The organism is Streptomyces sp. NPDC101132 (genome assembly GCF_044759225.1).
Classification (GTDB): domain Bacteria; phylum Actinomycetota; class Actinomycetes; order Streptomycetales; family Streptomycetaceae; genus Streptomyces.
In genome coordinates this window covers 456646-479572 of record NZ_JBIVYX010000004.1, presented here as the reverse complement: position 1 = coordinate 479572, position 22927 = coordinate 456646, and the positions used below count along the sequence as shown (strand labels likewise).

General features: G+C 73.2%; 24 protein-coding genes. 12 read left to right on the top strand and 12 right to left on the bottom strand.

The features are described from left to right. Window positions 1-5: 5 nt before the first annotated feature. The gene (locus ACIQUR_RS12575; RefSeq protein ID WP_403662507.1) at window positions 6-1514 is read left to right on the top strand and encodes a glycoside hydrolase family 3 protein; all 1509 of its coding nucleotides are present in this window, start codon (window positions 6-8) and stop codon (window positions 1512-1514) included. A 209-nt stretch (window positions 1515-1723) separates the two neighbouring features. Here the strand turns inward: ACIQUR_RS12575 and nagB are convergent, their stop codons facing one another. Beyond that, entirely contained in the window at window positions 1724-2509 is a 786-nt protein-coding gene (gene nagB, locus ACIQUR_RS12570; RefSeq protein WP_403662714.1) for a glucosamine-6-phosphate deaminase, read from the bottom strand. Window positions 2510-2703: 194 nt separating this feature from the next. Between nagB and ACIQUR_RS12565 the strand changes: the two genes are divergently transcribed. Then, window positions 2704-3735: an SIS domain-containing protein gene (locus ACIQUR_RS12565; protein ID WP_403662711.1), complete on the top strand. Its 1032-nt coding sequence runs from the start codon at window positions 2704-2706 to the stop codon at window positions 3733-3735. Between the two features lie 97 nt (window positions 3736-3832). Here the strand turns inward: ACIQUR_RS12565 and ACIQUR_RS12560 are convergent, their stop codons facing one another. Next, window positions 3833-4594 carry an SDR family oxidoreductase gene (locus tag ACIQUR_RS12560; protein ID WP_403662504.1) on the bottom strand — a complete coding sequence of 254 codons (762 nt, stop codon included), beginning with the start codon at window positions 4592-4594 and terminating at the stop codon, window positions 3833-3835. Between the two features lie 80 nt (window positions 4595-4674). Between ACIQUR_RS12560 and ACIQUR_RS12555 the strand changes: the two genes are divergently transcribed. Continuing rightward, on the top strand, window positions 4675-5265 hold the full coding sequence (locus ACIQUR_RS12555; RefSeq protein WP_403662501.1) for a TetR/AcrR family transcriptional regulator: 591 nt from the start codon (window positions 4675-4677) through the stop codon (window positions 5263-5265). 409 nt (window positions 5266-5674) lie between these two features. Then, complete coding sequence (locus ACIQUR_RS12550) at window positions 5675-7144, top strand: sensor histidine kinase (protein WP_403662708.1); 1470 nt, start codon at window positions 5675-5677, stop codon at window positions 7142-7144. Window positions 7145-7341: 197 nt separating this feature from the next. Here ACIQUR_RS12550 and ACIQUR_RS12545 read toward each other — a convergent pair whose 3' ends face one another. Both ACIQUR_RS12545 and ACIQUR_RS12540 read right to left on the bottom strand, forming a co-directional pair. After that, on the bottom strand, window positions 7342-7599 hold the full coding sequence (locus tag ACIQUR_RS12545; protein ID WP_003953983.1) for a WhiB family transcriptional regulator: 258 nt from the start codon (window positions 7597-7599) through the stop codon (window positions 7342-7344). A 316-nt stretch (window positions 7600-7915) separates the two neighbouring features. After that, window positions 7916-8884 carry a diacylglycerol/lipid kinase family protein gene (locus ACIQUR_RS12540; RefSeq protein ID WP_403662498.1) on the bottom strand — a complete coding sequence of 323 codons (969 nt, stop codon included), beginning with the start codon at window positions 8882-8884 and terminating at the stop codon, window positions 7916-7918. 75 nt (window positions 8885-8959) lie between these two features. Between ACIQUR_RS12540 and ACIQUR_RS12535 the strand changes: the two genes are divergently transcribed. Then, window positions 8960-9403: a hypothetical protein gene (locus ACIQUR_RS12535; RefSeq protein WP_403662495.1), complete on the top strand. Its 444-nt coding sequence runs from the start codon at window positions 8960-8962 to the stop codon at window positions 9401-9403. A 64-nt stretch (window positions 9404-9467) separates the two neighbouring features. On the opposite strand, the gene ACIQUR_RS12530 is transcribed toward ACIQUR_RS12535, so the two are convergent. The 3 genes from ACIQUR_RS12530 to ACIQUR_RS12520 form a co-directional block, all read right to left on the bottom strand. Then, complete coding sequence (locus ACIQUR_RS12530; protein WP_403662705.1) at window positions 9468-10409, bottom strand: RNA polymerase sigma factor SigF; 942 nt, start codon at window positions 10407-10409, stop codon at window positions 9468-9470. A 26-nt stretch (window positions 10410-10435) separates the two neighbouring features. Beyond that, a complete protein-coding gene (locus ACIQUR_RS12525) occupies window positions 10436-10849 on the bottom strand; it encodes an anti-sigma regulatory factor (protein WP_399945296.1) in 414 nt (137 codons plus the stop codon). A 189-nt stretch (window positions 10850-11038) separates the two neighbouring features. After that, window positions 11039-11299 carry a UBP-type zinc finger domain-containing protein gene (locus tag ACIQUR_RS12520; RefSeq protein WP_403662492.1) on the bottom strand — a complete coding sequence of 87 codons (261 nt, stop codon included), beginning with the start codon at window positions 11297-11299 and terminating at the stop codon, window positions 11039-11041. Between the two features lie 62 nt (window positions 11300-11361). On the opposite strand from ACIQUR_RS12520, the gene ACIQUR_RS12515 reads away from it, so the two are divergent. Then, the gene (locus ACIQUR_RS12515; protein ID WP_403662489.1) at window positions 11362-12966 is read left to right on the top strand and encodes a Na+/H+ antiporter; all 1605 of its coding nucleotides are present in this window, start codon (window positions 11362-11364) and stop codon (window positions 12964-12966) included. A gap of 92 nt (window positions 12967-13058) precedes the next feature. Here ACIQUR_RS12515 and ACIQUR_RS12510 read toward each other — a convergent pair whose 3' ends face one another. The 4 genes from ACIQUR_RS12510 to ACIQUR_RS12495 form a co-directional block, all read right to left on the bottom strand. After that, entirely contained in the window at window positions 13059-13973 is a 915-nt protein-coding gene (locus ACIQUR_RS12510) for a 1-aminocyclopropane-1-carboxylate deaminase/D-cysteine desulfhydrase (RefSeq protein WP_403662486.1), read from the bottom strand. 22 nt (window positions 13974-13995) lie between these two features. Further along, window positions 13996-14586 carry an N-acetylmuramoyl-L-alanine amidase gene (locus ACIQUR_RS12505; RefSeq protein ID WP_403662483.1) on the bottom strand — a complete coding sequence of 197 codons (591 nt, stop codon included), beginning with the start codon at window positions 14584-14586 and terminating at the stop codon, window positions 13996-13998. Between the two features lie 172 nt (window positions 14587-14758). Then, window positions 14759-15958: a globin domain-containing protein gene (locus tag ACIQUR_RS12500; RefSeq protein WP_403662480.1), complete on the bottom strand. Its 1200-nt coding sequence runs from the start codon at window positions 15956-15958 to the stop codon at window positions 14759-14761. 144 nt (window positions 15959-16102) lie between these two features. After that, a complete protein-coding gene (locus ACIQUR_RS12495; RefSeq protein WP_403662477.1) occupies window positions 16103-16564 on the bottom strand; it encodes an RrF2 family transcriptional regulator in 462 nt (153 codons plus the stop codon). Window positions 16565-16836: 272 nt separating this feature from the next. On the opposite strand from ACIQUR_RS12495, the gene ACIQUR_RS12490 reads away from it, so the two are divergent. The 5 genes from ACIQUR_RS12490 to ACIQUR_RS12470 all read left to right on the top strand — a co-directional run bounded on the left by ACIQUR_RS12490 (window position 16837) and on the right by ACIQUR_RS12470 (window position 21021). Beyond that, a complete protein-coding gene (locus ACIQUR_RS12490) occupies window positions 16837-18249 on the top strand; it encodes a family 2B encapsulin nanocompartment shell protein (RefSeq protein WP_403662474.1) in 1413 nt (470 codons plus the stop codon). A 23-nt stretch (window positions 18250-18272) separates the two neighbouring features. Next, entirely contained in the window at window positions 18273-19310 is a 1038-nt protein-coding gene (locus ACIQUR_RS12485; RefSeq protein ID WP_403662471.1) for a family 2 encapsulin nanocompartment cargo protein polyprenyl transferase, read from the top strand. 168 nt (window positions 19311-19478) lie between these two features. Continuing rightward, window positions 19479-20072: a GNAT family N-acetyltransferase gene (locus ACIQUR_RS12480; protein ID WP_403662468.1), complete on the top strand. Its 594-nt coding sequence runs from the start codon at window positions 19479-19481 to the stop codon at window positions 20070-20072. 111 nt (window positions 20073-20183) lie between these two features. After that, a complete protein-coding gene (locus tag ACIQUR_RS12475) occupies window positions 20184-20768 on the top strand; it encodes a dihydrofolate reductase family protein (protein ID WP_403662465.1) in 585 nt (194 codons plus the stop codon). A 40-nt stretch (window positions 20769-20808) separates the two neighbouring features. Next, window positions 20809-21021: a hypothetical protein gene (locus ACIQUR_RS12470; RefSeq protein ID WP_403662462.1), complete on the top strand. Its 213-nt coding sequence runs from the start codon at window positions 20809-20811 to the stop codon at window positions 21019-21021. 61 nt (window positions 21022-21082) lie between these two features. On the opposite strand, the gene snpA is transcribed toward ACIQUR_RS12470, so the two are convergent. Continuing rightward, window positions 21083-21742 carry a snapalysin gene (gene snpA / locus ACIQUR_RS12465; protein WP_403662459.1) on the bottom strand — a complete coding sequence of 220 codons (660 nt, stop codon included), beginning with the start codon at window positions 21740-21742 and terminating at the stop codon, window positions 21083-21085. Window positions 21743-21981: 239 nt separating this feature from the next. On the opposite strand from snpA, the gene ACIQUR_RS12460 reads away from it, so the two are divergent. Further along, a complete protein-coding gene (locus ACIQUR_RS12460; protein ID WP_403662456.1) occupies window positions 21982-22917 on the top strand; it encodes a LysR family transcriptional regulator in 936 nt (311 codons plus the stop codon). Window positions 22918-22927: the final 10 nt, after the last annotated feature.

Here is a 22927-nt window from a genome sequence, read left to right as displayed (position 1 = left end):
TCCCGATGACGATCACCGCCCACCAGACGGACACCCTGACCCGCGACGCCCTGGCCGTGCTCCAGCCCGGCTTCCTGGGCACCACCGCCCCCGACTGGCTGCTCCGCCGGGTCGGCGAAGGGCTCACCGCGGTCGGCCTGTTCGGCCGCAACATCACCTCGCCCGGCCAGCTGGCCGCGCTCACCGCGCAGCTGCGGGCCGAGCGGGACGACGTACTCGTCGCCATCGACGAGGAGGGGGGCGACGTCACGCGCCTGGAGGTGCGCGACGGTTCCTCCTTCCCCGGCAACCTCGCCCTCGGCGCGGTCGACGACACCGGCCTGACCCACGACGTCGCCCGCGAGCTCGGCCGCCGCCTCGCGGCCTGCGGGGTCAACCTCAACTGGGCCCCGTCCGCGGACGTCAACTCCAACCCGGACAACCCGGTCATCGGTGTGCGGTCCTTCGGCGCCGACACCCGCCTCGCCGCCCGGCACACCGCCGCCTACGTCGAGGGCCTCCAGGCCGCCGGCGTCGCCGCGTGCACCAAGCACTTCCCGGGCCACGGCGACACCAGCGTGGACTCCCACCACGCCCTGCCGCGCATCGACGCCGACCTGGACACCCTCTACGCCCGCGAACTCGTGCCCTTCAAGGCCGCGATGGCCGCCGGCACCAAGGCCGTCATGAGCGCGCACATCCTGCTGCCCGCGCTCGACCCCACCCGTCCGGCCACCCTCAGCCCGCAGATCCTCACCGGCCTGCTCCGCGAGGAGCTGGGCTACCAGGGCCTGATCGTCACCGACGGCATGGAGATGAACGCCATCGCCGGCACCTACGGCATCGAGCGGGGCTCCGTCCTCGCCATCGCCGCCGGCGCCGACGCGATCTGCGTCGGCGGCGGGCTCGCCGACGAGGAGACCGTGCTGCGACTGCGCGACGCGCTGGTCGCGGCCGTGCGCGAGGGCAGCCTGCCCGAGGAGCGGCTCGCCGACGCCGCTGCCCGGGTGCGCGCCCTCGCCGACTGGACCCGGCAGGCCCGGGTCGCCGACGGGCCGGGCGCGTCCGGCGAGGAGGGGAACGCGCCCGGCACGGCGGACATCGGCCTGGTCGCCGCCCGCCGCGCGGTACGGGTCACCCGCACCGCCGAGGTGACGGTGAAGGCCCCGTACGTCGCCACCCTCAGCCCGGTCGCGAACATCGCGGTCGGCGACGAGACCCCCTGGGGGCTCGCCGGGCCGCTGGCCGCCCTGCTGCCGGACACCACCGCGGGGACGTACGCCGAGGGCACGGACGTGGCCGGCGCGATCCTGGCCGCCTCGGGCGACCGTACGGTCGTGCTCGTCGTGCGCGACGCCCACCGGCACCCGTGGATGACCGCCGCCCTCGACGCCGTGCTCGCCGCCCGGCCCGGAACGGTCGTGGTCGAGATGGGCCTGCCGCGCGCCGAGCCCCGCGGGGCGGTGCACATCGCCACGCACGGCGCCTCCCGCGTCAGCGGCACGGCCGCGGCCGAGGTGATCGCGGGGCTCTGACCCCGCACCCGTACCCCGGCGGGGGCCGGGCGCCCGAGGAGGGGCGCCCCGTCCCCGCCGTTCCAGGCTCCGTACGGCCCCGGCCCGTACGGATCACCGGCACCGGGACCGCCCCCAGGCAGCGGCGCATCCCGGATACGCGGAAGGGCCCGGCTCCCCCAGGAGCCGGGCCCTTCCGTCGTGTGGAGCGGCGCCGTGGCGCCCCGCCCCTACAGGCCCTGCCAGGCCGGCTTGTTGGCGAAGGTGTGCCGGAAGTAGTCCGCCAGCTTCAGCTTCGAGGCGGCCGCCTCGTCGACCACGACGGTGGCGTGCCGGTGCAGCTGGAGCGCGGAGGCCGGGACGAGCGAGGAGACCGGGCCCTCGACCGTCTGGGCCACGGCCTCGGCCTTGCCCTCGCCCGTGGCCAGCAGCACCAGGTGGCGGGCGTCGAGGATGGTGCCTATGCCCTGGGTGATGACGTGGTGGGGCACCTGGTCGATGTCGTCGTCGAAGAAGCGCGCGTTGTCCACCCGGGTCTGCTCGGTGAGCGTCTTGATGCGGGTGCGCGAGGCGAGCGACGAGCAGGGCTCGTTGAAGCCGATGTGCCCGTCGGTGCCGATGCCGAGCAGCTGGAGGTCGACGCCGCCGGCCGCGGCGAGCGCCGCGTCGTACGCCTCGCACGCGCCCACGATGTCCTCGGCGGTGCCGTCGGGGCCCATGAAGGAGGCCTCGGACAGCCCCAGGGGCTCGACGACCTCGCGCAGGACCACGGAACGGTAGGACTCCGGGTGCCCGGCCGGCAGGCCGACGTACTCGTCGAGCTGGCAGATGCGGGCACGGGTGACGTCGACCTCGCCGCCGCGGACCTTGGCGGCGAGGGCCTCGTAGATGGGCAGCGGGGTCGAGCCGGTCGCCACGCCGAGCAGGGCGTCGGGCTTGCGGCGTACCAGGGAGGCCATGGCCTCCGCGATGAGCTCTCCGCCCGCCTTCGCGTCCGGGACGATGACAACTTCCACGCTGGGCCTGCCGATCTGGGAGAAGGAAGTCTTGGTGGTATAGACCAATCTAGCAGAGCTTGGCCCTTCGCACCCGGGTCTGCGCACCTTCCATCGTCGGCCGGATCGGGCGCTCCCGCGCGTCCGCCGGGGGTGCCGCCCGGCCGCCGCCGGGCCAGACTGGACGGGTGAGCGCCGTGGAGCGTCCCGGGCGGATGATGTCCGCCGAGATGGACGAGCAGCCCGCCGTACTGCGCCGCCTGCTGACCGAGGGCGCGGAGGCGATCCGCGCCACCGCCGAGGCCATCGCCCAGAAGCGCCCGCGCTTCGTCCTGCTCGCCGCCCGCGGCAGCTCCGACCACGCCGCCCTCTACGCCAAGTACCTGCTGGAGGTGCGGCTGGGCCTGCCCTGCGGCCTCAGCTCGATGTCCACCACGACCGCCTACGGGGCCACCCCCCGGCTCCAGGACGTGCTGGTGATCACCGTGAGCCAGTCCGGCGGCTCCCCGGACCTGGTCGCCTCCACCCAGGCCGCCCGCGCCGCCGGGGCCGTCACCCTGGCCGTCACCAACAACCCCGACTCCGCCCTGGCGGCCGTCTCCGAGCACCACGTCGACGTGCTGGCCGGCCCGGAGCGGGCCCTGCCGGCCACCAAGACGTACACCGCCTCGCTGCTCGCCCTCTACCTCCTCGCCGAGGGGCTGCGCGGCGGCGACGGGGCCGCGGAGGCCGCCGCGCCCGTACCGGAGCTGGCGGAGCGGATCCTGGCCCGGCGCGAGGAGGTCCGTACGCTCGCCGCCCGGTACCGGTTCGCCGAGCGGATGGTCATCACCTCGCGCGGGTTCGGCTACCCGACGGCCCGCGAGGCCGCGCTCAAGCTCATGGAGACCAGCTACATCCCCGCCCTCGCCTACTCGGGCGCGGACCTGCTGCACGGCCCGCTGGCGATGGTCGACAACGTCTCCCCGGTGATCGCGGTGGTCACCGAGGGCCGCGGCGGCGAGGCGCTGCGGCCGGTGCTCGACCGGCTCCGGGGGAGGGGCGCCGACCTCGTCGTGGTGGGCCCCCGGCCCCAGGTCGAGGCCGCCGCGGCCGGGTTCGTGCTGCCCGTGGACGGGCTGCCCGAGGAACTCCAGCCGGTCCTGGAGATCCTCCCGCTCCAGCTCCTGGCGTACGAGGTCACCCTCGCCCGCGGCCAGGACCCGGACGCCCCGCGCGCCCTGGCGAAGGTCACCGAGACGCACTGAGGCGTGCCGGGCCGCACGGGGCGGGCGGGCGCCCGGGGAGCGCCCGCGGGGAAGCACCGGCGGGCGGCCGCGGGGCCGGGGCCGCCCGGCGCGGGGGTCAGAGCAGGGCCATCTGGAGCCCGCCGGTGGCGTCGAGGTGCTGGCCCGTGACCCAGCGGGAGTCCGGCGAGGCCAGGAAGGCCGCCACGTCCGCCACCTCCTGCACCGTGCCGATCCGGTGGAAGACCGAGCGGGAGGCGGCGTGCGCGCGGGCGGCCGGATCGGCCAGCCAGGCGGCGTTGAGGTCGGTCTCCGTGATGCCGGGGCCCACCGAGTTCACGGTGATGCCGCGCGGCGCCAGCTCCGCCGCGAGCGAGCGGGTCAGCGCGTTCACCGCGCCCTTGGCCATGACCGTGGCGAGGATCGCGGGCAGCGCGATCTCCGGGGTGCCGGTGACGTTCACGATCCGGCCGCCGTCGCGCAGCCGCGGCAGCGCGGCCCGGGTGACGAAGAACGGCGCCTTCGCGTTCACCGCGTGGATCCGGTCGTACGTCTCCTCGTCGGTGTCCGCGAGCGTCGCGAAGGTCGCCGCGCCCGCGTTGTTCACCAGGACGTCCACGGCCTCCGTGGCCTCGGGGTGGGCGTCGTACGCGGCCCACAGGGCCTCCGCCGCCCCCGGCGTCCCGAACTCGGTGCGCAGGGCGAAGGCCCGGCCGCCGGCCGCCGTGATCGCCCCCACGGTCTCCTCGGCCGCCTTCTCGTTGCTGCCGTAGTGGACGGCCACGAGTGCCCCGTCCCGCGCCAGCCGCTCGGAGATGGCCCGCCCGATCCCCCGGCTGCCGCCGGTCACCACAGCCGTCTTGCCGCTGAGCACGCCCATGACGCGCCCCCCATTTCTCTAGTGGTCGCTACAGAATGGGACCGTACCAGATTCAGTAACGCCCGCTATAGAATTCGCGCATGGCGACCGGACAGCGCGGCAGACCCCGCTCCTTCGACCGCGACGCGGCCCTGGACGAGGCCATGCGCGCCTTCTGGATCCACGGCTACGAAGCCACCTCGATCTCCGACCTGACCCGGGCCATGGGGATCGGCGCGCCCAGCCTGTACGCGGCCTTCGGCGACAAGCGGAAGCTGTTCGACGAGGTGGTCGAGGTGTACGCGGGCCGGTACGGGGCCTTCGGCGCGCACGCCTTCTCGGAGGAGCCCACGGCCCGCGCGGGGCTGGAACGCACCCTCCGGGAGGCGGCCGTCGTGTACACGGATCCCGCCCACCCGCCGGGCTGCCTGGTCATCAGCGCGACCAACTGCGCGACGCCCGAGGTGGAGGCGGCGCTGCGGGACCGGCGCAACGCCAACATCGCCCTCTTCGAGAGCCGGATCCGGGCGGACGTCGCCGCCGGACTGCTGCCGGCCGGCACGGACGCGGCCGCGCTGGCCCGCTTCGGCGGGGCGGTGCTCCAGGGCATGTCGCAGCAGGCGCGGGACGGCGCGACGCGGGAGGAGCTGGAGGCGCTGGCGGAGCGGGCGCTGCTGGCCTGGCCGCAGTAGGCGGCGACGGGGGACGGGGGTGGGAAACCCCCGGACGGCCCTGCTGAACCACTCGGACGGCCCCGGAAAAGCCCCAGGGCCACGGTGTCGGACGGGACCCTCAACCCGTCCGGCACCATGGCCCGGAGTTGCTTCGGCCGAAGGGTGTGCGGTCCCTGCGGCCGGTGGGGAGGTGCCTGCGCGGTCAGGGCAGAACGCGCGGCTTACCTCGCTCCGTCCTCCTGTGCGGGGAGGGCGGAAGTCTCTTCTTACCTCAGCATTGTGGACTAGACCATTCTGTTCTGTCCATCCAATGACAGGGACCAAAGGCCCGTCACTTCCTCCAAGATACGCGGCCACCCGGCCGTCTGGGTATTCCCGCTGCGAAACTCCTGCCCAGAGCCCGGGTACCCTCGGCTGCGTGCCCTCCATGAACGACCTCGTACGCCAGCACACCGCGCTCAGTGAGACGGAGCTGGAGTGGCTCCACATGCTGGTCTCGGAGTGGCAGCTGCTCTCCGACCTGTCCTTCGCGGACCTGGTCCTGTGGGTCCCCACCCTCGACGGCACGCGGTACGTCTCGGTCGCCCAGATGCGGCCCAACACCGGGCCCACCTCCTACCAGGACGACATGGTCGGCCACCTGGTGCCGCGCGGCCGCCGCCCGCTGCTCGACGCCGCCCTGGACGAGGGCCGGATCGTGCGCGAGGGCGACCCGGAGTGGCGCGAGGAGGTGCCCGTACGGGTCGAGTCGATCCCCGTGCGGCGCGAGGGCCGGGTCCTGGGCGTGATCGCCCGCAACACCAACCTGCTCACGGTGCGCACCCCGAGCCGGCTGGAGCTCACCTACCTCCAGTCGGCCTCCGACCTGGCCCAGATGATCGCCGCCGGAACGTTCCCCTTCCCCGGCCAGCAGGTCGACATGGATGCCTCGCCGCGCGTCGGCGACGGGCTGATCCGCCTCGACGCGGAGGGCGCCGTCACGTACGCGTCCCCGAACGCGCTCTCGGCGTACCACCGCCTCGGGCTCGCCTCGGACCTGGTCGGCCAGCACCTCGGCAGCATCACCGCCGAGCTGGCGCCCTCGCGCGGGCCGGTGGACGAGGCCCTGGTCAAGCTCGCCAGCGGGTGGGCCCCGCGGGAGACCGAGATCGAGGCCAACGGCGGGGTGATCCAGCTCCGGGCGATTCCGCTCAAGCCCAAGGGGACCCGGATCGGTTCTCTGGTGCTCTGCCGCGACGTCACCGAACTCCGGCGCCGCGAGCGTGAGTTGATCACCAAGGACGCCACCATCCGGGAGATCCACCACCGGGTGAAGAACAACCTCCAGACGGTCGCGGCCCTGCTCCGGCTCCAGGCCCGCCGGATGGACTCCGACCAGGGCCGCGAGGCGCTCAACGAGGCGGTGCGGCGGGTCGGTTCGATCGCCATCGTCCACGAGACGCTGTCCCAGAACCTGGACGAGCGGGTGGAGTTCGACGAGATCGCCGACCGCGTGATCGCGATGGTCGCCGAGATCTCGCCCGGGAAGGTCGACTGCCGGCGCACCGGCCGCTTCGGCATCCTCGACGCCGAGGTCGCCACCCCGCTGTCGATGGTGCTGACCGAGGTGCTGCAGAACGCGCTGGAGCACGCCTTCGCACCGGGGGAGCGGGGCACGGTCGAGGTCGGCGCGGTGCGCAGCGGCACCGGCCGGGACGACGCGCGGCTGCTGATCACCGTGCTGGACGACGGCCGGGGCCTGCCCGAGGGCTTCGACCCGCAGCGCGCCGGGAACCTCGGCCTGCAGATCGTACGGACCCTCGTCGAGGGCGAGCTCGGCGGCAGCTTCGACATGCGGCCGCGCCCCGAGGGCGGCACCAAGGTCGTGCTGGACGTCCCCGCGGTCTCCCAGAAGTAGCCCGCCGGAAACCGAGCGAAGGCCCCGTCACGCAGCGTGATCCCGTCCGGAGCGGGCGGGCCGGCGGAAACGTGACGGAATCCTCGGCGAAAAGCACTGAGCCCCGGACCGATTTCCCGGTCCGGGGCTCAAGAGCACGTTGCTGAGCGCTATATGGGTGGTGCTACGCGCTGCGGCTCGAGGCTCGAAAGTCGATGTCAGGCGCTGGCGTTGCGCGCCCGGTTGCGAGCGGCGCGGCGCTTCATCGCGCGGCGCTCGTCCTCGCTGAGGCCGCCCCAGACGCCGGAGTCCTGGCCGGACTCGAGCGCCCACTGCAGGCACTGCTCCATCACGGGGCAGCGGCGGCAGACGGCCTTGGCTTCCTCGATCTGCAGCAGCGCAGGACCGGTGTTGCCGATGGGGAAGAACAGCTCGGGGTCTTCCTCACGACAAACGGCGTTGTGACGCCAGTCCATGGCTGCTACCTCTCTTGTGTGACTTGCACGTTGCTTGTGAATGTGAACGCTTTCACGAATCCCTTCGCGAGGGAAGGGCCGACGCCCAGGGGTTTTCCCGGTGCGGTCCGATTCGTGGAGGGGTTCTGGCGGTCATGGGGGCCGGTTCTGCGGGCTGTCCCGATCGCCATGTAGAGATTCGCAAACCTCGGACGGGGATACAACCCCTTCCGGAAAGTTTTTTTTGATTCGTCGGTGTCGACTAGGTCACAGCCGTACTTCTATGGGGTGGACCCGCGCCTAAACGTTCGAGTGCAAGGACTTTGGGGTCTTCTACTCACACAATCACACGCAGTGCACGGCGTACGCCTGTGAACCGCACGCTCGTACGCAGTCCGAGGTGGTCGCCGTCCATCTGGAAAGGAAGCGGCACCTTCGAATGCAAGGTGAAGTCGGTCAGATCGTGCAGAGTGACCGCATGCTTGCCCTGCGGGCCGCGCTCAGGAGTCGAGGTCAGGAGCTGTGTCGCGTAGCGCGCGATCGCCGGAGTTGACAAACGGTCCAGTCCCAGCACGTCAAGCGCGGTGTCGAAGGACGCCTCGGGGGAGGCGTAGAGCGGCCGGTTCCCCAGGAACGTCCACGGTGACGTGTTGCACACTATCGACAGCACCAGGTCACGGACCGGCTCCGCGTCCGGCCGCTCCAGCGTGATCGTCCCGCTCCGCCGGTTCGGCTCCTCCAGGAACTGGCGTACGAGCTGTCGGACGTAGAGGGCGTGCGTCGAACGCTTGCCGCGTTCCCGCTGCTGTTCGACCCGCCCCACGACACCCGCGTCGAAGCCGAAGCCCGCGCAGAACGTGAACCAGCGGGACGGCACCGCCTCGTCCTCCGTCCCCGGGGTACCCGAGGCCAGGCCCAGGCCCACGGTCCGCTCCCGGCGCTCGCGCAGCGCGTCGAGGATCGCGCCGGTCGCCTCCACGGGGTCGTTCGGCAGGCCCAGGGCCCGGGCAAACACGTTGGTCGAGCCGCCGGGCACCACGGCCAGGCCGGGCAGCCGCTCCGGGTCCGGCCCGTCGTGCAGCAGACCGTTGACCACCTCGTTGACCGTGCCGTCGCCGCCCAGGGCGACCACCAGGTCGATGTCCTCCCCGTACGCCGCCTTGCGGCCGAGGTCCCGCGCGTGCCCCCGGTACTCGGTGGTCACCGCCTCCAGCTTCATCTCGCTGGCCAGGGCGTGGATCAGCACGTCGCGCACGCGTGCACTGGTGGTGGTAGCCGCCGGATTGACCACGAGGAGTGCACGCATGAGCGCCAGATTACCCACCCGTTCCGGGGCCGCCCATACGGGTCACCCCGGAAGGGCCGCGGCTACCCTGCTGGGGTGAGTACGAAGCAGACCCCCGCCCCCGCCGGACCGGCCGCCTCCGGTCCCGTGCCCGCCCGGCTGACCGCCGCCGCAGCGCTCACCGCGCTGGAGGGCCTGGCCCTGGCCGGCCTCGGCGTCTACATGCTGCTGGTGGGCGTCCTGGGCGACCCGGACTCCCCGCAGCAGGCCGAGACCGGCGGCGTCACGCTGCTCGCGCTCGCCGCCCTGCCGCTGGTCGCCGCCCGCGGGCTGCGGCTGCGCCGCCGCTGGAGCCGGGGCCCCGCCCTGATGACCCAGCTGATGGCGATGCCGGTCGCCTGGACCCTGTACAACACGGGCGGCGCGATGATCGCCGCCGCGGCCGCGCTGGCCCTGGCCGCCGTCGCCGTCGTCGTCCTCCTGGTGAACCCCACGGCGACCGAGGCCCTGGGCGCGGGCCCCCGCACCGCCGGCGAATAGCCGCGGGAACGACGGAGGGGCGCGGCGGTCCCGTACGGACCGCAGCGCCCCTCCGCTTCCCGTCCTACTCCTCCACGAGGAGCTTGTCCCGCAGCTGCGCCAGGGTCCTGGCCAGCAGCCGGGACACGTGCATCTGCGAGATGCCGACCTCCTGCGCGATCTGCGACTGGGTCATGTTCCCGAAGAACCGCAGCAGCAGGATCCGCTTCTCCCGCGGCGGCAGCCCCTCCAGCAGCGGCTTGAGGGACTCGCGGTACTCGACCCCCTCCAGCGCCTCGTCCTCCGCGCCCAGCGTGTCCGCGACGGCCGGGGACTCGTCGTCCGTGTCCGGCACGTCCAGGGAGAGCGTGCTGTAGGCATTGGCCGATTCCAGCCCCTCCAGCACCTCCTCCTCGGAGATCCCCAGCCGCTCGGCCAGCTCGTGCACCGTGGGGGACCGGCCGTGCTGCTGCGACAGCTCGGCCGTCGCCGTGGTCAGCGCCAGACGCAGCTCCTGGAGGCGCCGGGGGACGCGTACCGCCCACCCCTTGTCACGGAAGTGGCGCTTGATCTCGCCGACCACCGTGGGGGTCGCGTACGTCGAGAACTCGACGCCCCGGTCCGGATCGAACCGGTCCACCGACTTGATCAGGCCGATGGTCGCGACCTGCGTCAGGTCGTCCAGCGGCTCGCCGCGGTTGCGGAACCGGCGGGCCAGGTGCTCGACGAGGGGCAGGTGCATGCGCACCAGCCGGTTGCGCAGTTCCGCCCGCTCCGGGGAGCCCTCGGGGAGCCCCCGCAGCTGGACGAAGAGGGCCCGCGCGCCGCTGCGGTCGCGGGGGTCCTGCTCTTCCGCCGTGTGGTTGTCCTGCCGCTCGTTCTCGCTCATAGGGCCCGCCCGTCGCTCCGCCGAGTCCAAAAAGCCGTCTTCCGCCGGGTGTGGCCGGGCGTGCTGCTGCTCCGGGATGCCACCGCCGGCGTGCGCCGCCCGGGACACCCCCCGGACCTCCTCCGGGGGGACACCCATGCCCCGCACCGGGACGTCCTCGCCGCTCACGCCGGACCGGGTCCCGCGCCGCGCTGTTTGTAGAGGCTGATGCTGACCGTACGGTCCTCCGCGACCGTGGACTCGACCTTGCCCGCCAGGGCGGACAGCACCGTCCACGCGAACGTGTCGCGCTCCGGCGCCCGCCCGTCCGTGGTCGGGGCCGAGACGGTCACCTCGAGCGAATCGTCCACCAGCCGGAACACACAGCTGAGGACGGAGCCCGGCACGGCCTGCTGCAGCAGGATCGCGCACGCCTCGTCGACCGCGATGCGCAGGTCCTCGATCTCGTCGAGGGTGAAGTCCAAACGTGCCGCGAGGCCGGCCGTGGCCGTGCGCAGCACCGACAGGTAGGCACCCGCGGCCGGCAGCCGGACTTCCACGAAGTCCTGCGTCCCGGGCTCGCCTGCGATCTGGGACACCCTCACCTCCAAGGTGGTACGAGCTCTGTTCGCCGGTGACGCTATCGCGATCCGAGCGGTCGTGTCGCGGCGCCCCCATCCCGCGGCCGTGACTGATGGTAAGCCCACGGGTACGCACAGTGGCTAGGGGTCTGCGGGCCCAATTCAGGGGAACCGGCGAAGGGTTGACCTACCCTGCCGCAGGGGCCCTCACACGATCGAGGAATCGACGAAACACCACCGCCACGTCTCGCCCGGTTCGTAGCTGCGCATCACCGGGTGGCCCGTCTCCTGGTAGTGCGCGGTGGCGTGCCGGTGGGGGGACGAGTCGCAGCACGCCACGTGGCCGCACCACAGGCACATGCGGAGCTGCACCGGGTGGCTGCCGAGCGTCAGACAATCCGGGCAGGTCATCCCACGCGGTACGGGCTCGGGGCGCGGCAGTTCGGGAACGTGCGTGCACTCGCTCATGATGGCCAGGTTACGTCGGCGCCGGCCCGGTCACGGCCGGTGAAGAGCGAGGGAAGGCCACGATGGAGGTAGTGCCGCTGGTGGCACTGGTGGCGGTGAGTGCCGCCGTCGCGGGGATCGCACGCAGGACGCCGGTGCCGGCGCCGCTGCTGCTCGTCGCGGCCGGACTGCTCGCCGCGTACCTGCCCGGCGTCCCCGAGTACGCCCTGGACCCGCACATCGTGCTCCCGCTGGTGCTGCCGCCGCTGCTGTACACCGCCGCCGTCGACAGCTCGTACCTGGACCTGCGGGCCAACATCCGGCCGGTGGCCCTGCTGTCGGTCGGGTACGTGCTCTTCGCGACGCTGGCGGTGGGGTACGCGGCGTACCTGGTGGTGCCGGGCCTGCCGCTGACCGCGGCCCTGGTGCTGGGCGCGGTGATCGCGCCGCCGGACGCGGTGGCGGCCACCGCGATCGCCCGGCGGCTCGGGCTGCCGCCGCGCATCACGACCATCCTCCAGGGCGAGTCGCTGGTGAACGACGCCACCGCGATCACCGCCTACAAGGTGGCGCTGGCCGCCGTGGTCGGCGAGGGCGCGGGCTGGGCGGGCGGCATCGCGGAGTTCCTGCTGGCCTCGGTGGGCGGGGTGGGCGTCGGCCTGCTGCTGATGGTGCCGATCCACTGGCTGCGGACGCACCTGCGGGAGCCGCTGCTGCAGAACACGCTCTCGCTGCTGATCCCCTTCGTGGCGTACGCGGCGGCGGAGCGGGTGCACGCCTCGGGCGTGCTGGCCGTGGTGGTGGTCGCGCTGTACCTCGGGCACCGGAACTGGCAGGTCGACTTCGCCACCCGGCTCCAGGAGGAGGCGGTGTGGAGGATGATCGCCTTCGTGCTGGAGTCGGTGGTCTTCATGCTGATCGGCCTCCAGCTTCCGGTGGTCCTGGAGGGGCTGGGCGAGTACGAGGGCGTGCACGCGGCCTGGTACGCGGTGGCGGTGTTCCTCGCGGTGGTGGCGGCCCGCTTCGTGTGGGTCTTCCCGGCGACCTTCCTGCCGCGGCTCTCGGCGCGGGTGCGGGCGCGGGAGCCGGAGACCAACTGGAAGGCTCCGGTGATCGTCGGCTGGGCCGGCATGCGGGGCGTCGTCTCCCTGGCCATCGCCTTCTCGATCCCGATGACGCTGGAGGGCGGCGAGGCCGGTGAGCCCTTCCCGGCGCGGAACCTCATCCTGTTCCTCACCTTCACCACGGTGATCGGCACGCTGGTGGTCCAGGGGCTGACGCTGCCGCCGCTGATCCGGATGCTCCGGCTGCCGCCGCGGGACGTGCAGGCCGAGACGCTGGCGGAGGCGCAGGCCCAGAACGCGGCCTCGGCGGCCGCGGAGGCCCGGCTGGAGGAACTGCTGGAGGACCGGCGCAACGCGTTGCCGGCGCCGCTGGCGGACCGGCTGCGGACCGTGATGGAGCGGCGGCGGAACTCGGTGTGGGAGCGGCTGGGGGCGGTGAACGAGGAGACCGGGGAGTCGGCGGACGACACGTACCGGCGGCTGTCGCGGGAGATGATCTCGGCCGAGCGGGAGGTCTTCGTCGCCCTGCGGGACGAGCGGCGGATCGACGACGAGATGCTGCGGACGCTGTTGCGGCGGCTGGACCTGGAGGAAGCCGCCGCCTTCCGCGAGTCCGCGGACTGAGTCCCCTCCCGCGGGAGCCCCCAAGGGCACCTCCCGGCGGTGGCCGGGGGCGGAACGGAGGAAGGGCGGGCAGGGGACGGGGCCCCGGAGGGCTACGGGGTGCCCGTCACCACGGCGGCCAGGACCGTGCCCCGCGGGAAGGTGCCGGATTCCGTCAGGGTCAGCGCCGCGTACAACAGCTTCGCCACGTACACCCGCTCCACGCCAAGGCCGTGCCGCGCCTCGAAGTCCGCCGCGAACGCCTCCAGGTGAGGGGGGACACGGGCGTAACCGCCGCCGTCGAAGCCCTCCGCCAGGGCCCACGCACCCCGCGGCCCCCCGAACGCGGCCGTCTGGAGCGCCGCGACCTCCCGCTCCAGGAAGCCCCCCTTCAGCACCGGCACCCCCACCGCCCGCTGCCCCGGCGCCAGCCCCGCCGCCAGGCCGGCCAGGGTGCCGCCGGTCCCGCACGCCACCGCCACCACGTCCGCCGCGCCCCGCAGCTCCCGGCCCAGCTCCACGCACCCGTGCACGGCGAGCGCGTTGCTGCCGCCCTCCGGGACGACGTACGCGTCCTCCGCGTCCGCCCCGGCCAGCAGCCGGGCCAGCCCCTCCGGGGAGCCCTTCTCCCGGTACGGCCCGCGGCCCACGAAGTGCAGCCGCATGCCGTCGGCCGCGCAGCGGGCCAGCGAGGGGTTGAGGGGGCGGCCGGCCAGCTCGTCGCCCCGTACGATCCCGACCGTCCGGAAGCCGAGCAGCCGGCCCGCGGCCGCGGTGGCCCGCAGGTGGTTGGAGTACGCGCCCCCGAAGGTCACCAGCGTCGTGTGCCCCTGCTCGCGCGCGGCCGCCAGGTTCAGCGAAAGCTTTCGCCACTTGTTGCCCGGAAGCTCCGGGTGGATCAGGTCGTCCCGCTTGAGCAGCAGCGTGACCCCGTGGCGGGCGAAGCGCTCGTCCTCGGTCGGGAGTGCGGTCAGCGGCGACGGCAGCCGCGGCCGCAGGGCCGTCAGGTCGAGCGCTTGCCTGGTCATGCCCCCATTGTCGGGGCCGGGCTCACTTCAGCCGCTCGTGCACCCGGTCGCGCAGCGAGGCCATGGTGAAGCCCACCGGGTCGACCTTGCCGGGCTGCCACTCGCGGTGGCCGATCACCGAGCGCGCCGTCCAGCCGTGGTGCCGGCAGACGGCCGCGGCGGCACGCACGATCGCGTCGAGCTGCACCGGGGGCCAGGGGTCCTTGCCGTCGCCGAGGTTCTCGCACTCGAAGCCGTAGAAGTGCCGGTTGCCGTCGGTGCCGCGCTCGTTGTCCGGCGGCAGGGCCTTCTCCGCGATCACCGCGGCCAGTACGTCGGGGTCACCGGAGCCCGCGTGGTTGGTGCGCCCGTACCCGACGAGGTGGACGTGGCCGTCCTTGGCGATCACGCCGTGGCAGAGCGGGCCCGGGAGGTCGCTGCGGCCGTCGCGGCAGATACGGACGGTGGCCGCGGTGCCGCGGGTGACGGTGTGGTGGATCATGACGCCGTGCACCGGTCCCCACGGGCCCCGGTGGTTCCGGTTGTGGGTACGCCAGTTGCCGACCCCTACTACGGTCAGACCCTCGCCGACCAGGGCGGTCCTGAACTCTTCCGCGGACATCGGACGGGCCATCGCGGCCTCCTTCGCCGACGCGACGGGCGCCGGTCGCGCTCCGCCTCGTACCCGGGATGTACCGGAACACCCCCTTCCGGCAAACCCCGTTCGGTCCGTGTGCGAGCCGATTCGGACACGGACCGTGACGGGGGTGCCGGGGGCGTACGGGGCCGGTGGGCCCGATGGTGCGTCAGGCGGTGGCGAGCCAGAGGTCGGGGCCGAACACCTCGTAGTGGATGTCGGCGGCCGGGACGCCGCGGGCGAGCAACTGCTCGCGCACGGCCCGCATGAAGGGGAGCGGTCCGCAGAGGTACGCCCGGGTGCCCGGGGCCGGCTCCGGCAGCGCGGTCAGGTCGACCAGCCCGGTGCGGTCGCCCTCGGACTCCTCGGCACCGTCCTCGTACCAGAAGTGCGCTGCGGCGTCGGCGAGTTTGCCGGTGAGGCGGCGGTGGTCGGCGCGCAGGGCGTGGTCGGCGGGGGAGCGGTCGGCGTGCACGACGGTGACCGGAGCGGTGTGGCCGGTCTCGGCCAGGTGCTCCAGCATCGCGACCATCGGGGTGCAGCCGATGCCCGCGGAGGCGAGCAGCACCGGCGCGGCGGCGTCGTGCAGGACCAGGTCGCCGTACGGGGCGGAGACGCGGAGGGTGTCGCCGGCGCGCACGTGGGCGTGCAGGTGGTGGGAGACCTCTCCGTCGGGGGTGGGGCCGCCGTGGACCCGCTTGACGGTGATGGCGCGCACGGCCGAGCCGGGGGCGGTGGAGAGGCTGTACTGGCGGATCTGGCGGGCGCCGTCGGCCAGGGTGACCTGCACGGACACGTACTGGCCGGGGAGGTGGGCCGGGGCCGGGCCGCCGTCGGCGGGGACCAGCTGGAAGGTGGCGCAGTCGGCGGTCTCCTCGATGCGGGCGGTGACGGTCCACTCCCGCCAGACGTCGCCGGCGGCGATCCGGTGCCCGGCGTAGAGGCGCTCCTCGATCGCGACGAGGGCGTTGGCCATCAGCCAGTAGACCTCGTCCCAGGCCTCGGCGACCTCCGGGGTGACCGCGTCGCCGAGCACCTCGGCGATGGCCGCGAACAGGTACCGGTGCACGACCGGGTACTGCTCGCGGGTGACGCCGAGGGAGGCGTGCTTGTGCGCGATGCGCCCCAGCATCACGTCGGGGCGGGTGTCGGGGTGCTCGACGAGGTGCGTGGCGAAGGCGGCGATGGAGCCGGCGAGTGCCTGCTTCTGGAGCCCGGCGGCCTGGTTGCCGCGGTTGAACAGGTCGCGCAGCAGCTCCGGGTGGGCCTCGAAGAGCTTGCGGTAGAAGAGCTCCGTGATGTCACCGATGGCCGCTCCGACGGCGGGGAGGGTGGCGCGTACGGTCGCGGTCGACTTCTCGGAAAGCATGGCGGGCTCCTCGCGATAATTGGAATTTGAGATGCGCATTAAACGGTGGGCGCAGGTGCGCCGCGGTGCGCACGTGTGTCCGGGTGGGTGGGTCGGTGGATGGTAGGCAGGGCGTCCGGCGGATCGATATCGGCCATGGGGCCCTCAGGGGCCGGGCCTTTCGGGCACTCCTCCCGACGTGCCCGTGATCCCCAGCAGCAGCGGCCCCGTCGGGGCGCCCACCAGATCCTCGACGGTGAGCGGGTCCAGCGTGCCGAAGAAGGCCTCCTGTGCCCGGCGGAGCGCCCCGCGCAGCAGGCATGCGGAGCGCAGCGGGCAGGGCTCGGTCCCCTCGCACTCGACGACGTCGCCCGCGCCCTCCAGCTCGCGGACCACCCCGCCGACGGAGGCGGCCCGGCCGGCGGCGGTGAGGGTGAGCCCTCCGCCGCGCCCGCGCCGCGCCTCGACCAGGCCGAGGTGCTGGAGCCGGGCGACGACCTTGGCCGTGTGCGTGTACGGGACCCGCATGGTCGCCGCCACGTCCCGGGTGGTGGGGAGGTCGTCCCCCTCGACCGCCAGGCGCATCAGCACGCGCAGGGCGAGGTCGGTGAATCGGGTCAGCCGCATGGCCCGCAGGGTAGTGAAACTTGCATCCAGGAATCAAATTAAAAGGGCGTGGGGAGGGGCGGGGCGGGCGCTGGAGCCGGGGTCGGTGCAGGTCCGGGGCGGGGCCGCCACGAGTGGCCGAAACGCACGGGGTCCTTGTGGGTGACTCCCGAACTCCACAGGTTGCCCACGCCCGGACGGAGTAGTCCCACCCTTTTGTGTAATGGTCGCATCACGCAGCGCGCTGAAAGGCTTCTGCTCGCAGGCCGTTTGCGTGATCGAAAGGGAATGAGATGTCGGTCCAGGCAGGTTCCGAAAACCGTGACGCCCAGGCTCAGCCGCAGCGCAGCCTCGGTACCGCGGCAGCGCGGAACTTGGCAACCACCACCAAGTCCGCTCCGCAGATGCAGGAGATCACCTCACGGTGGCTGCTGAAGAAACTGCCGTGGGTCTCGGTACAGGGCGGCACCTACCGGGTGAACCGCAGGCTGAGCTACTCGGTCGGCGACGGACGCGTGACGTTCGTCAAGACCGGGGACCGGGTCCAGGTGATCCCCGCCGAGCTCGGCGAACTCCCGCTGCTGCGCGACTACGAGGACCTCGACGTCCTCGGGGAACTCGCCCAGCGCTGCCGCCAGCTCGACTTCGCCGCCGGTGACGAGCTCACCTCCTTCGGCAGCCGCGCCGAGGAGGTCTACCTCCTGGCCCACGGCCGCGTCGAGCAGATCGGCCCCGGCCCGTACGGCGAGGACGCCGTCCTCGAAACGGTCGCCGACGGCGCGTACTTCGGCGAGCAGAGCCTGCTCGACGACGAGGCCATCTGGGAGTACACCGCCCGCGCCGCCACCTCCGGCACCGCCCTGGTCCTCACCCGCCAGGACTTCCTGCTCCTCGCCGACCGGGTGGACTCCCTGCGCGAGCACGTGGCGCACGTGCGCAGCCTGCCGGCCCAGCGCACCAACAAGTACGGCGAGGCCGCGATCGACCTCTCCGCGGGCCACGTCGGCGAGGCCGTCCTGCCGGGCACCTTCGTCGACTACGACGCCCAGCCCCGCGAGTACGAGCTGAGCATCGCCCAGACGGTGCTGCGCGTGCACACCCGCGTCGCGGACCTCTACAACCAGCCGATGAACCAGACCGAGCAGCAGCTGCGGCTCACGGTCGAGGCGCTCCGCGAGCGCCAGGAGCACGAGATGCTCAACAACCGCAGCTTCGGCCTGCTGCACAACGCCGACTACGACCAGCGGATCCAGCCGCACGACGGCGCGCCCAGCCCCGACGACATGGACCAGCTGCTCAGCATGCGGCGCGGCTCCAAGTTCTTCCTCGCCCACCCCAAGGCCATCGCCGCCTTCGGCCGCGAGTGCAACAAGCGCGGCATCTACCCCACGCCCGTGGAGATCGACGGCCACCACGTGCCGGCCTGGCGGGGCGTGCCCATCTTCCCGTCCAGCAAGATCCCGGTCAGCGACGCGCGCACCACCTCCATCCTGTGCATGCGCACCGGCGAGGACGAGCAGGGCGTCATCGGCCTGCACCAGCCGGGCATCCCGGACGAGATCGAGCCCAGCCTCTCGGTCCGCTTCATGGGCATCAGCGAGCAGGCGATCATCTCCTACCTGGTCACCGCGTACTTCTCCGCGGCGGTCCTGGTACCGGACGCCCTCGGCATCCTGGAGAACGTCGAGATCGGCCGGTGGCGCTGAGCGCGGCGGCGGGCGGGCGTCCCGTGGCGACGACCGGGGCCGGCACGGTGGACGGTCAGGAGGCCGCGTTCCTCCTGGACCGGACCAGGGAGGCGGTCGACCCCGAACTGCGCAGGACCGTCGAGCAGCTGCCGGGCTCGATGCGGCGGGTGGCGATGTACCACTTCGGCTGGGAGCGCGCGGACGGCACGCCGTCCGCCGGCCCGGCGGGCAAGGCCATCAGGCCCGCCCTGGTACTGGCCGCCGCCCAGGCCGTGGGCGGTCACGCCGGCGACGCGGTACGGGCGGCCGCGGCCGTGGAGCTGGCGCACAACTTCACCCTGCTCCACGACGACATCATCGACGAGGACGCGCGGCGCCGCGGCAGGCCCACGGCCTGGACGGTGTTCGGCATCCCGGACGCCCTGCTGACCGGGGACGCCATGCTCTCCCTCGCGCTGAAACGGCTGGCCGAGGACCCGCACCCGGCGGCCGCCGCGGCCGCGGCGCGGCTCACCGCCTGCGTGGTCGAGCTGTGCGCCGGGCAGCAGGCGGACTGCGCCTTCGAGGAGCGGGCGGAGGTGTCCCTCGACGAGTGCATGGCCATGGCCATGGCCAAGACGGGGGCGCTGCTCGGGTGCTCCTGTGCCCTCGGCGCGCTGTACGCGGGGGCCGGGCCGGAGGAGGTCGAGGCCATGGACGCCTTCGGGCGCGAGGCGGGCCTCGCCTTCCAGCTGATCGACGACCTGATCGGCATCTGGGGCGACCCGGAGCACACGGGCAAACCGGCCGGTGCCGACCTGCTCGCCCGGAAGAAGTCCCTGCCCGTGGTGGCCGCGCTCACATCGGGCACCCCGGCGGGCGAAGAGCTGGCCGCCCTGTACGCGGGACCGCTCGCCCCGGACGACGTGGCGAGGGCCGCGCTGGCCGTGGAACGCGCGGGAGGCCGGGACTGGGCCCAGGTCCACGCGGCGGACCGGATGGGCCGGGCGGTGCAGCAGCTCTCGCGGGCCGTGCCGGACCTCGCCGCGGCCGGGGGGCTGCTGGCGCTGGCCGAGTTCGTGACGCGGCGGACACGGTGACGGGGCGGACGGGGGGCGGGCCGGTGATGCCGGTCCGGTGACGTCCGAGGGGGCGGAGGCCCGTGCGTGCGACCGGTTTCGGTCAGACGTGCGGGCCTTCTCCGTTGCCCCAACTCTAGGATCGGCGGGCGATGTTGACCGTGATCGTGGAGTGAAAGGGCAAGTGCTGTGGGAGTTGAGATACGCCAGGCGGGGCCGGCGGACCGGGACGCGGTGGCGAAGCTGCTCGACGAGGCGTTCCAGAACGACCCGGTGAGCAGCTGGGTCTTCCCCGACCCCGTGCACCGCCGTGCCGTGCACGGCAGGTTCCTGGGCGTGTTCGTCGACGTCACGCTGGAGGGCGGGCGGATCGACGTGCTGGCGGACGGGTCGGCCGCCGCGCTGTGGCTGCGGGTCCCCGCCGGCGTGCACGAGGAGGAGGTCGACGTACCCGCCCTGATGCGGGAGACCGCCGACCCGGACAACGAGCGCTGCGAGCTCGTGGGCCGCCTGATGGGCGAGATCCACCCCACCCACGAGGAGCACGAGTACCTGCTGATGATCGCCGTCGACCCGGCCAGGCAGGGCGAGGGGCTGGGCACGGCCCTGATCCAGCCGGTGCTCGACCGCTGCGACCGCGAGGGCGTCGCGGCGTACCTGGAGGCGAGCAGCGAGCGCAGCCGGCCGCTGTACGAGCGGCTCGGGTTCGAGTTCACCGGCACGCCCGTGCGGCTGCCCGACGGGCCGCTGATGTGGCCGATGTGGCGGAAGGCGCGCGGCTGACGGCGATCGGGTCCGGTCCGGTGATCAACCCCCTTGCGTAACCACTGCACCCGCACTACTTTGAGTGCAGTGGTCGCCAGGGGGGCGGTCGCCGAACCGCAGAGGATCCGCATGCGCACGCTGACCTACTACATCGGCACGACGGTCGACGGGTTCATCGCCGACCCGGACGGCGGAGTCGAGTTCTTCGACCCGTACGTGCTCCCCGAGCTGGTGGAGCACTTCAAGGCCGAGCACCCCGAGGTGCTCCCGACCCACCTCCACGAGCCGCTCGGGCTGGGCGAGTTCGAGCCCAAGCGCTTCGACACGATCATCCAGGGCCGCACCACGTACGACGCCGCTTACCGGTTCGGCATCACCAGCCCGTTCGCCCACCTGCGGCAGTACGTGGTCACCCGCTCCCTGGAGACCTCGCCCGACCCCGCGGTCGAGCTGGTCGCCGGGGACGTCGTGGCCAAGGTCCGGGAGCTGAAGGCGGAGGAGGGCGGCCTGGGGATCTACCTGGCGGGCGGCGCCGACCTGGCCGGGCAGCTCGCGGACGAGATCGACGAGTTCGTGGTCAAGACGTACCCGGTCTTCGCGGGGGACGGCGTCCCGATGTCCCGGGCCGGCTTCGCGCCGCGCGGGCTGGAGCTGACCGGCGTGAAGGTGCTCGACATGGGCGTCGTGATCAGCTCGTACACCCGGAAGCGGTGACGGAGGGGCCGCCCGGCCCCCACGGGCCTACCGTGGAGGTATGCGCGGCGAAGAACACAGGACGGCCGAACCGCGGACCGTGCCGGGGCAGGAACGCCACTGCCCGGTCTGCGGCCGGCACGTCGAGGAGATCGTCCACCGGCGGAAGGTGCTGGGCGCCTTCGTGCCGGAGTGGGGCCCGGGCCCCTGCCGGAACCCGGACTGCCCCGCGTACGTACCGGAGTCGCGGGGAGAGGCCGGGTCGCGGCGGTGAGGGGCGCGTGATGGGGCCCTGGTGACGGGGTCCCTGTGCGGGGCCCTGGTGGGGACCCCCGTCAGCCCTTGGTGGCCGTGGCGGCGAGGCCGTTCCGCCACAGGTAGTCGACGCGCGAGCGCTCGGCGGAGTTCGGGTACGCGTTCGTGCAGGACGTGCCCGGTCCGCCCCCCGACATCAGCTCGCTGCACGGACCCGAGTAGTGGTCCGGCAGCCCGAGCACGTGGCCCGTCTCGTGGGCGGTCACGCGGGTGGAGTTGTACTGCTGGTTCTGGCGGTAGTCCAGGAAGATGTAGCCCCTGCCGTGCCCGTCCGTGCTCGCGTACGAGCCGCGGGAGTCGTTGCCCTCGTAGTACGCGAAGTCGTAGCCGCTGCTCGACTCGGCGAGCTTCACGTTCGCGACCGAGCCGTTCCAGATCTGGGTGCTGCGGGCTATCTGGGTGCGGAAGGACGGGGCGTTGCGGGTGCTGTAGTAGACGGTGACCGAGGCGGCCGCGGGGTTGGCGGCGCGCTTGGCGGCGACGGACTTCATCACGGCCTTGAAGAACGCCCGGTTGGCGGCCGCGTTCTCCTGCGAGCGCTCGTAGGCGGTGTACGAGGCGGTGCCGGCGGCGGTGGTGGTGCTGGGGGTGCCGGCGGCGGTGGCGGGGACGGCGCCGAGGGTGAGTGCCAGGCCGAGGCCCAACGCGGAGGCGAGTGCGGTCCTTCGGGGGTGGCGCATGGGGGGCTCCTACTCGTTCCGGTGCGGGGGGTGGTCGTTCCGGTACCGGAGTGTGGGGGAGTCCCGGGTGCCCGCGGATGATGCCGGGTGCCGATAGTGCGGGGTTATCGCCAACGGGTGCCCCGGCGGCGACGCACGTTTCGTGCCGTATGCCGGGTCGTCAACTTCCGTGAATTTGGCGGAAAGTGGTGGTTCACCGGTGGCTGGTGCGGCTCAGGGGGCAGCCCTACGCTCGGTGCATGGAGCTCGAGGTGAGGCATCTGCGTGCCCTGTGCGCCATCGCGGAGGCGGGCAGCCTGCACAAGGCGGCCCGTCAGCTCGGCGTCACACAACCCTCCCTGACGGCGCAACTCCGGCGCATCGAACGCGCCTTGGACGGCGAGCTGTTCCTGCGCGACCGGACCGGATGCCGCCCGACGCCTTTCGGCCGCGAGGTGCTGGGCCGCGCGCGGCCCCTGCTGGACGGGATGGCCTCCCTGCTCGCCGAGGCGCGGGCCGCCGCCGGCGGGCCCCGGCTGCGGGTCGGGTCCACCGCGAGCCGTGCCCTGCCGGGGTGGCTGCGCCGCCTGCGCCGACGGCTGCCGGACACCGAGACCTCGCTGCTGGTGGACGTCTCGGCGAACGCCCTGCTGCGGATGGTCGCCGCGGGGCGGCTGGACGTGGCCTTCGTGCACGAGGTGGAGGGCTCCCCGCTGCGGATCCCGTCGGGGCTGGACGTACGGGTGCTCGTCGAACGCGAGCCGCAGTTCGTGTCGCTGGCCCGCGACCATCCCGCGGCGCGGCACGAGGTGGTGGACCTGGCCGACCTCGCGGGGGACCGGTGGATGGTCGACCCGTCCGTGGACGGTGAGTGGGCGGGGCTGCGCCGGGTGCTGGCCGCCGCCGGGCTCGATCCGCCGTACCTGCACGCGGACTACCACACCGCGGCCGCCCTGATCGTGACGGGCGACGCGGTGGCGCCGTGCCAGCCGACGTCGGGGCCGCGGGACGACATGGCCATCCGGCCGCTACGGGGCGACCCCCTGGCCGTGCGGCTGCTGCTGGCCCAGCCGCCCGGCGCCGACCCCGCGGTCTACGCCGACCTGCTGGCCGCGTACCGCGAGGCGGCCCTCACGTCCGCGGGGTACCGGTCTTGGTTGGCGCGGGCGGGGAGTCCGTTGTTGGGGGTGGCTTGAGGCGGGGCGC

Excerpts from the sequence above, each read along its gene's own strand:
- ACIQUR_RS12495 (WP_403662477.1), bottom strand. The coding sequence starts at position 16,564 with ATGCGGCTGACCCGATTCACCGACCTCGCCCTGCGCGTGCTGATGCGC.
- ACIQUR_RS12530 (WP_403662705.1), bottom strand. The coding sequence starts at position 10,409 with ATGGGTGTCCCCCCGGAGGAGGTCCGGGGGGTGTCCCGGGCGGCGCAC.
- ACIQUR_RS12470 (WP_403662462.1), top strand. The coding sequence starts at position 20,809 with ATGCGCGGCGAAGAACACAGGACGGCCGAACCGCGGACCGTGCCGGGG.
- ACIQUR_RS12550 (WP_403662708.1), top strand. The coding sequence starts at position 5,675 with ATGAACGACCTCGTACGCCAGCACACCGCGCTCAGTGAGACGGAGCTG.
- ACIQUR_RS12545 (WP_003953983.1), bottom strand. The coding sequence starts at position 7,599 with ATGGACTGGCGTCACAACGCCGTTTGTCGTGAGGAAGACCCCGAGCTG.
- ACIQUR_RS12555 (WP_403662501.1), top strand. The coding sequence starts at position 4,675 with ATGGCGACCGGACAGCGCGGCAGACCCCGCTCCTTCGACCGCGACGCG.
- ACIQUR_RS12515 (WP_403662489.1), top strand. The coding sequence starts at position 11,362 with ATGGAGGTAGTGCCGCTGGTGGCACTGGTGGCGGTGAGTGCCGCCGTC.
- ACIQUR_RS12565 (WP_403662711.1), top strand. The coding sequence starts at position 2,704 with ATGATGTCCGCCGAGATGGACGAGCAGCCCGCCGTACTGCGCCGCCTG.
- ACIQUR_RS12560 (WP_403662504.1), bottom strand. The coding sequence starts at position 4,594 with ATGGGCGTGCTCAGCGGCAAGACGGCTGTGGTGACCGGCGGCAGCCGG.
- ACIQUR_RS12490 (WP_403662474.1), top strand. The coding sequence starts at position 16,837 with ATGTCGGTCCAGGCAGGTTCCGAAAACCGTGACGCCCAGGCTCAGCCG.
- ACIQUR_RS12575 (WP_403662507.1), top strand. The coding sequence starts at position 6 with ATGACGATCACCGCCCACCAGACGGACACCCTGACCCGCGACGCCCTG.
- snpA (WP_403662459.1), bottom strand. The coding sequence starts at position 21,742 with ATGCGCCACCCCCGAAGGACCGCACTCGCCTCCGCGTTGGGCCTCGGC.
- ACIQUR_RS12460 (WP_403662456.1), top strand. The coding sequence starts at position 21,982 with ATGGAGCTCGAGGTGAGGCATCTGCGTGCCCTGTGCGCCATCGCGGAG.
- ACIQUR_RS12505 (WP_403662483.1), bottom strand. The coding sequence starts at position 14,586 with ATGGCCCGTCCGATGTCCGCGGAAGAGTTCAGGACCGCCCTGGTCGGC.
- ACIQUR_RS12520 (WP_403662492.1), bottom strand. The coding sequence starts at position 11,299 with ATGAGCGAGTGCACGCACGTTCCCGAACTGCCGCGCCCCGAGCCCGTA.
- ACIQUR_RS12475 (WP_403662465.1), top strand. The coding sequence starts at position 20,184 with ATGCGCACGCTGACCTACTACATCGGCACGACGGTCGACGGGTTCATC.
- ACIQUR_RS12540 (WP_403662498.1), bottom strand. The coding sequence starts at position 8,884 with ATGCGTGCACTCCTCGTGGTCAATCCGGCGGCTACCACCACCAGTGCA.
- ACIQUR_RS12500 (WP_403662480.1), bottom strand. The coding sequence starts at position 15,958 with ATGCTTTCCGAGAAGTCGACCGCGACCGTACGCGCCACCCTCCCCGCC.
- ACIQUR_RS12510 (WP_403662486.1), bottom strand. The coding sequence starts at position 13,973 with ATGACCAGGCAAGCGCTCGACCTGACGGCCCTGCGGCCGCGGCTGCCG.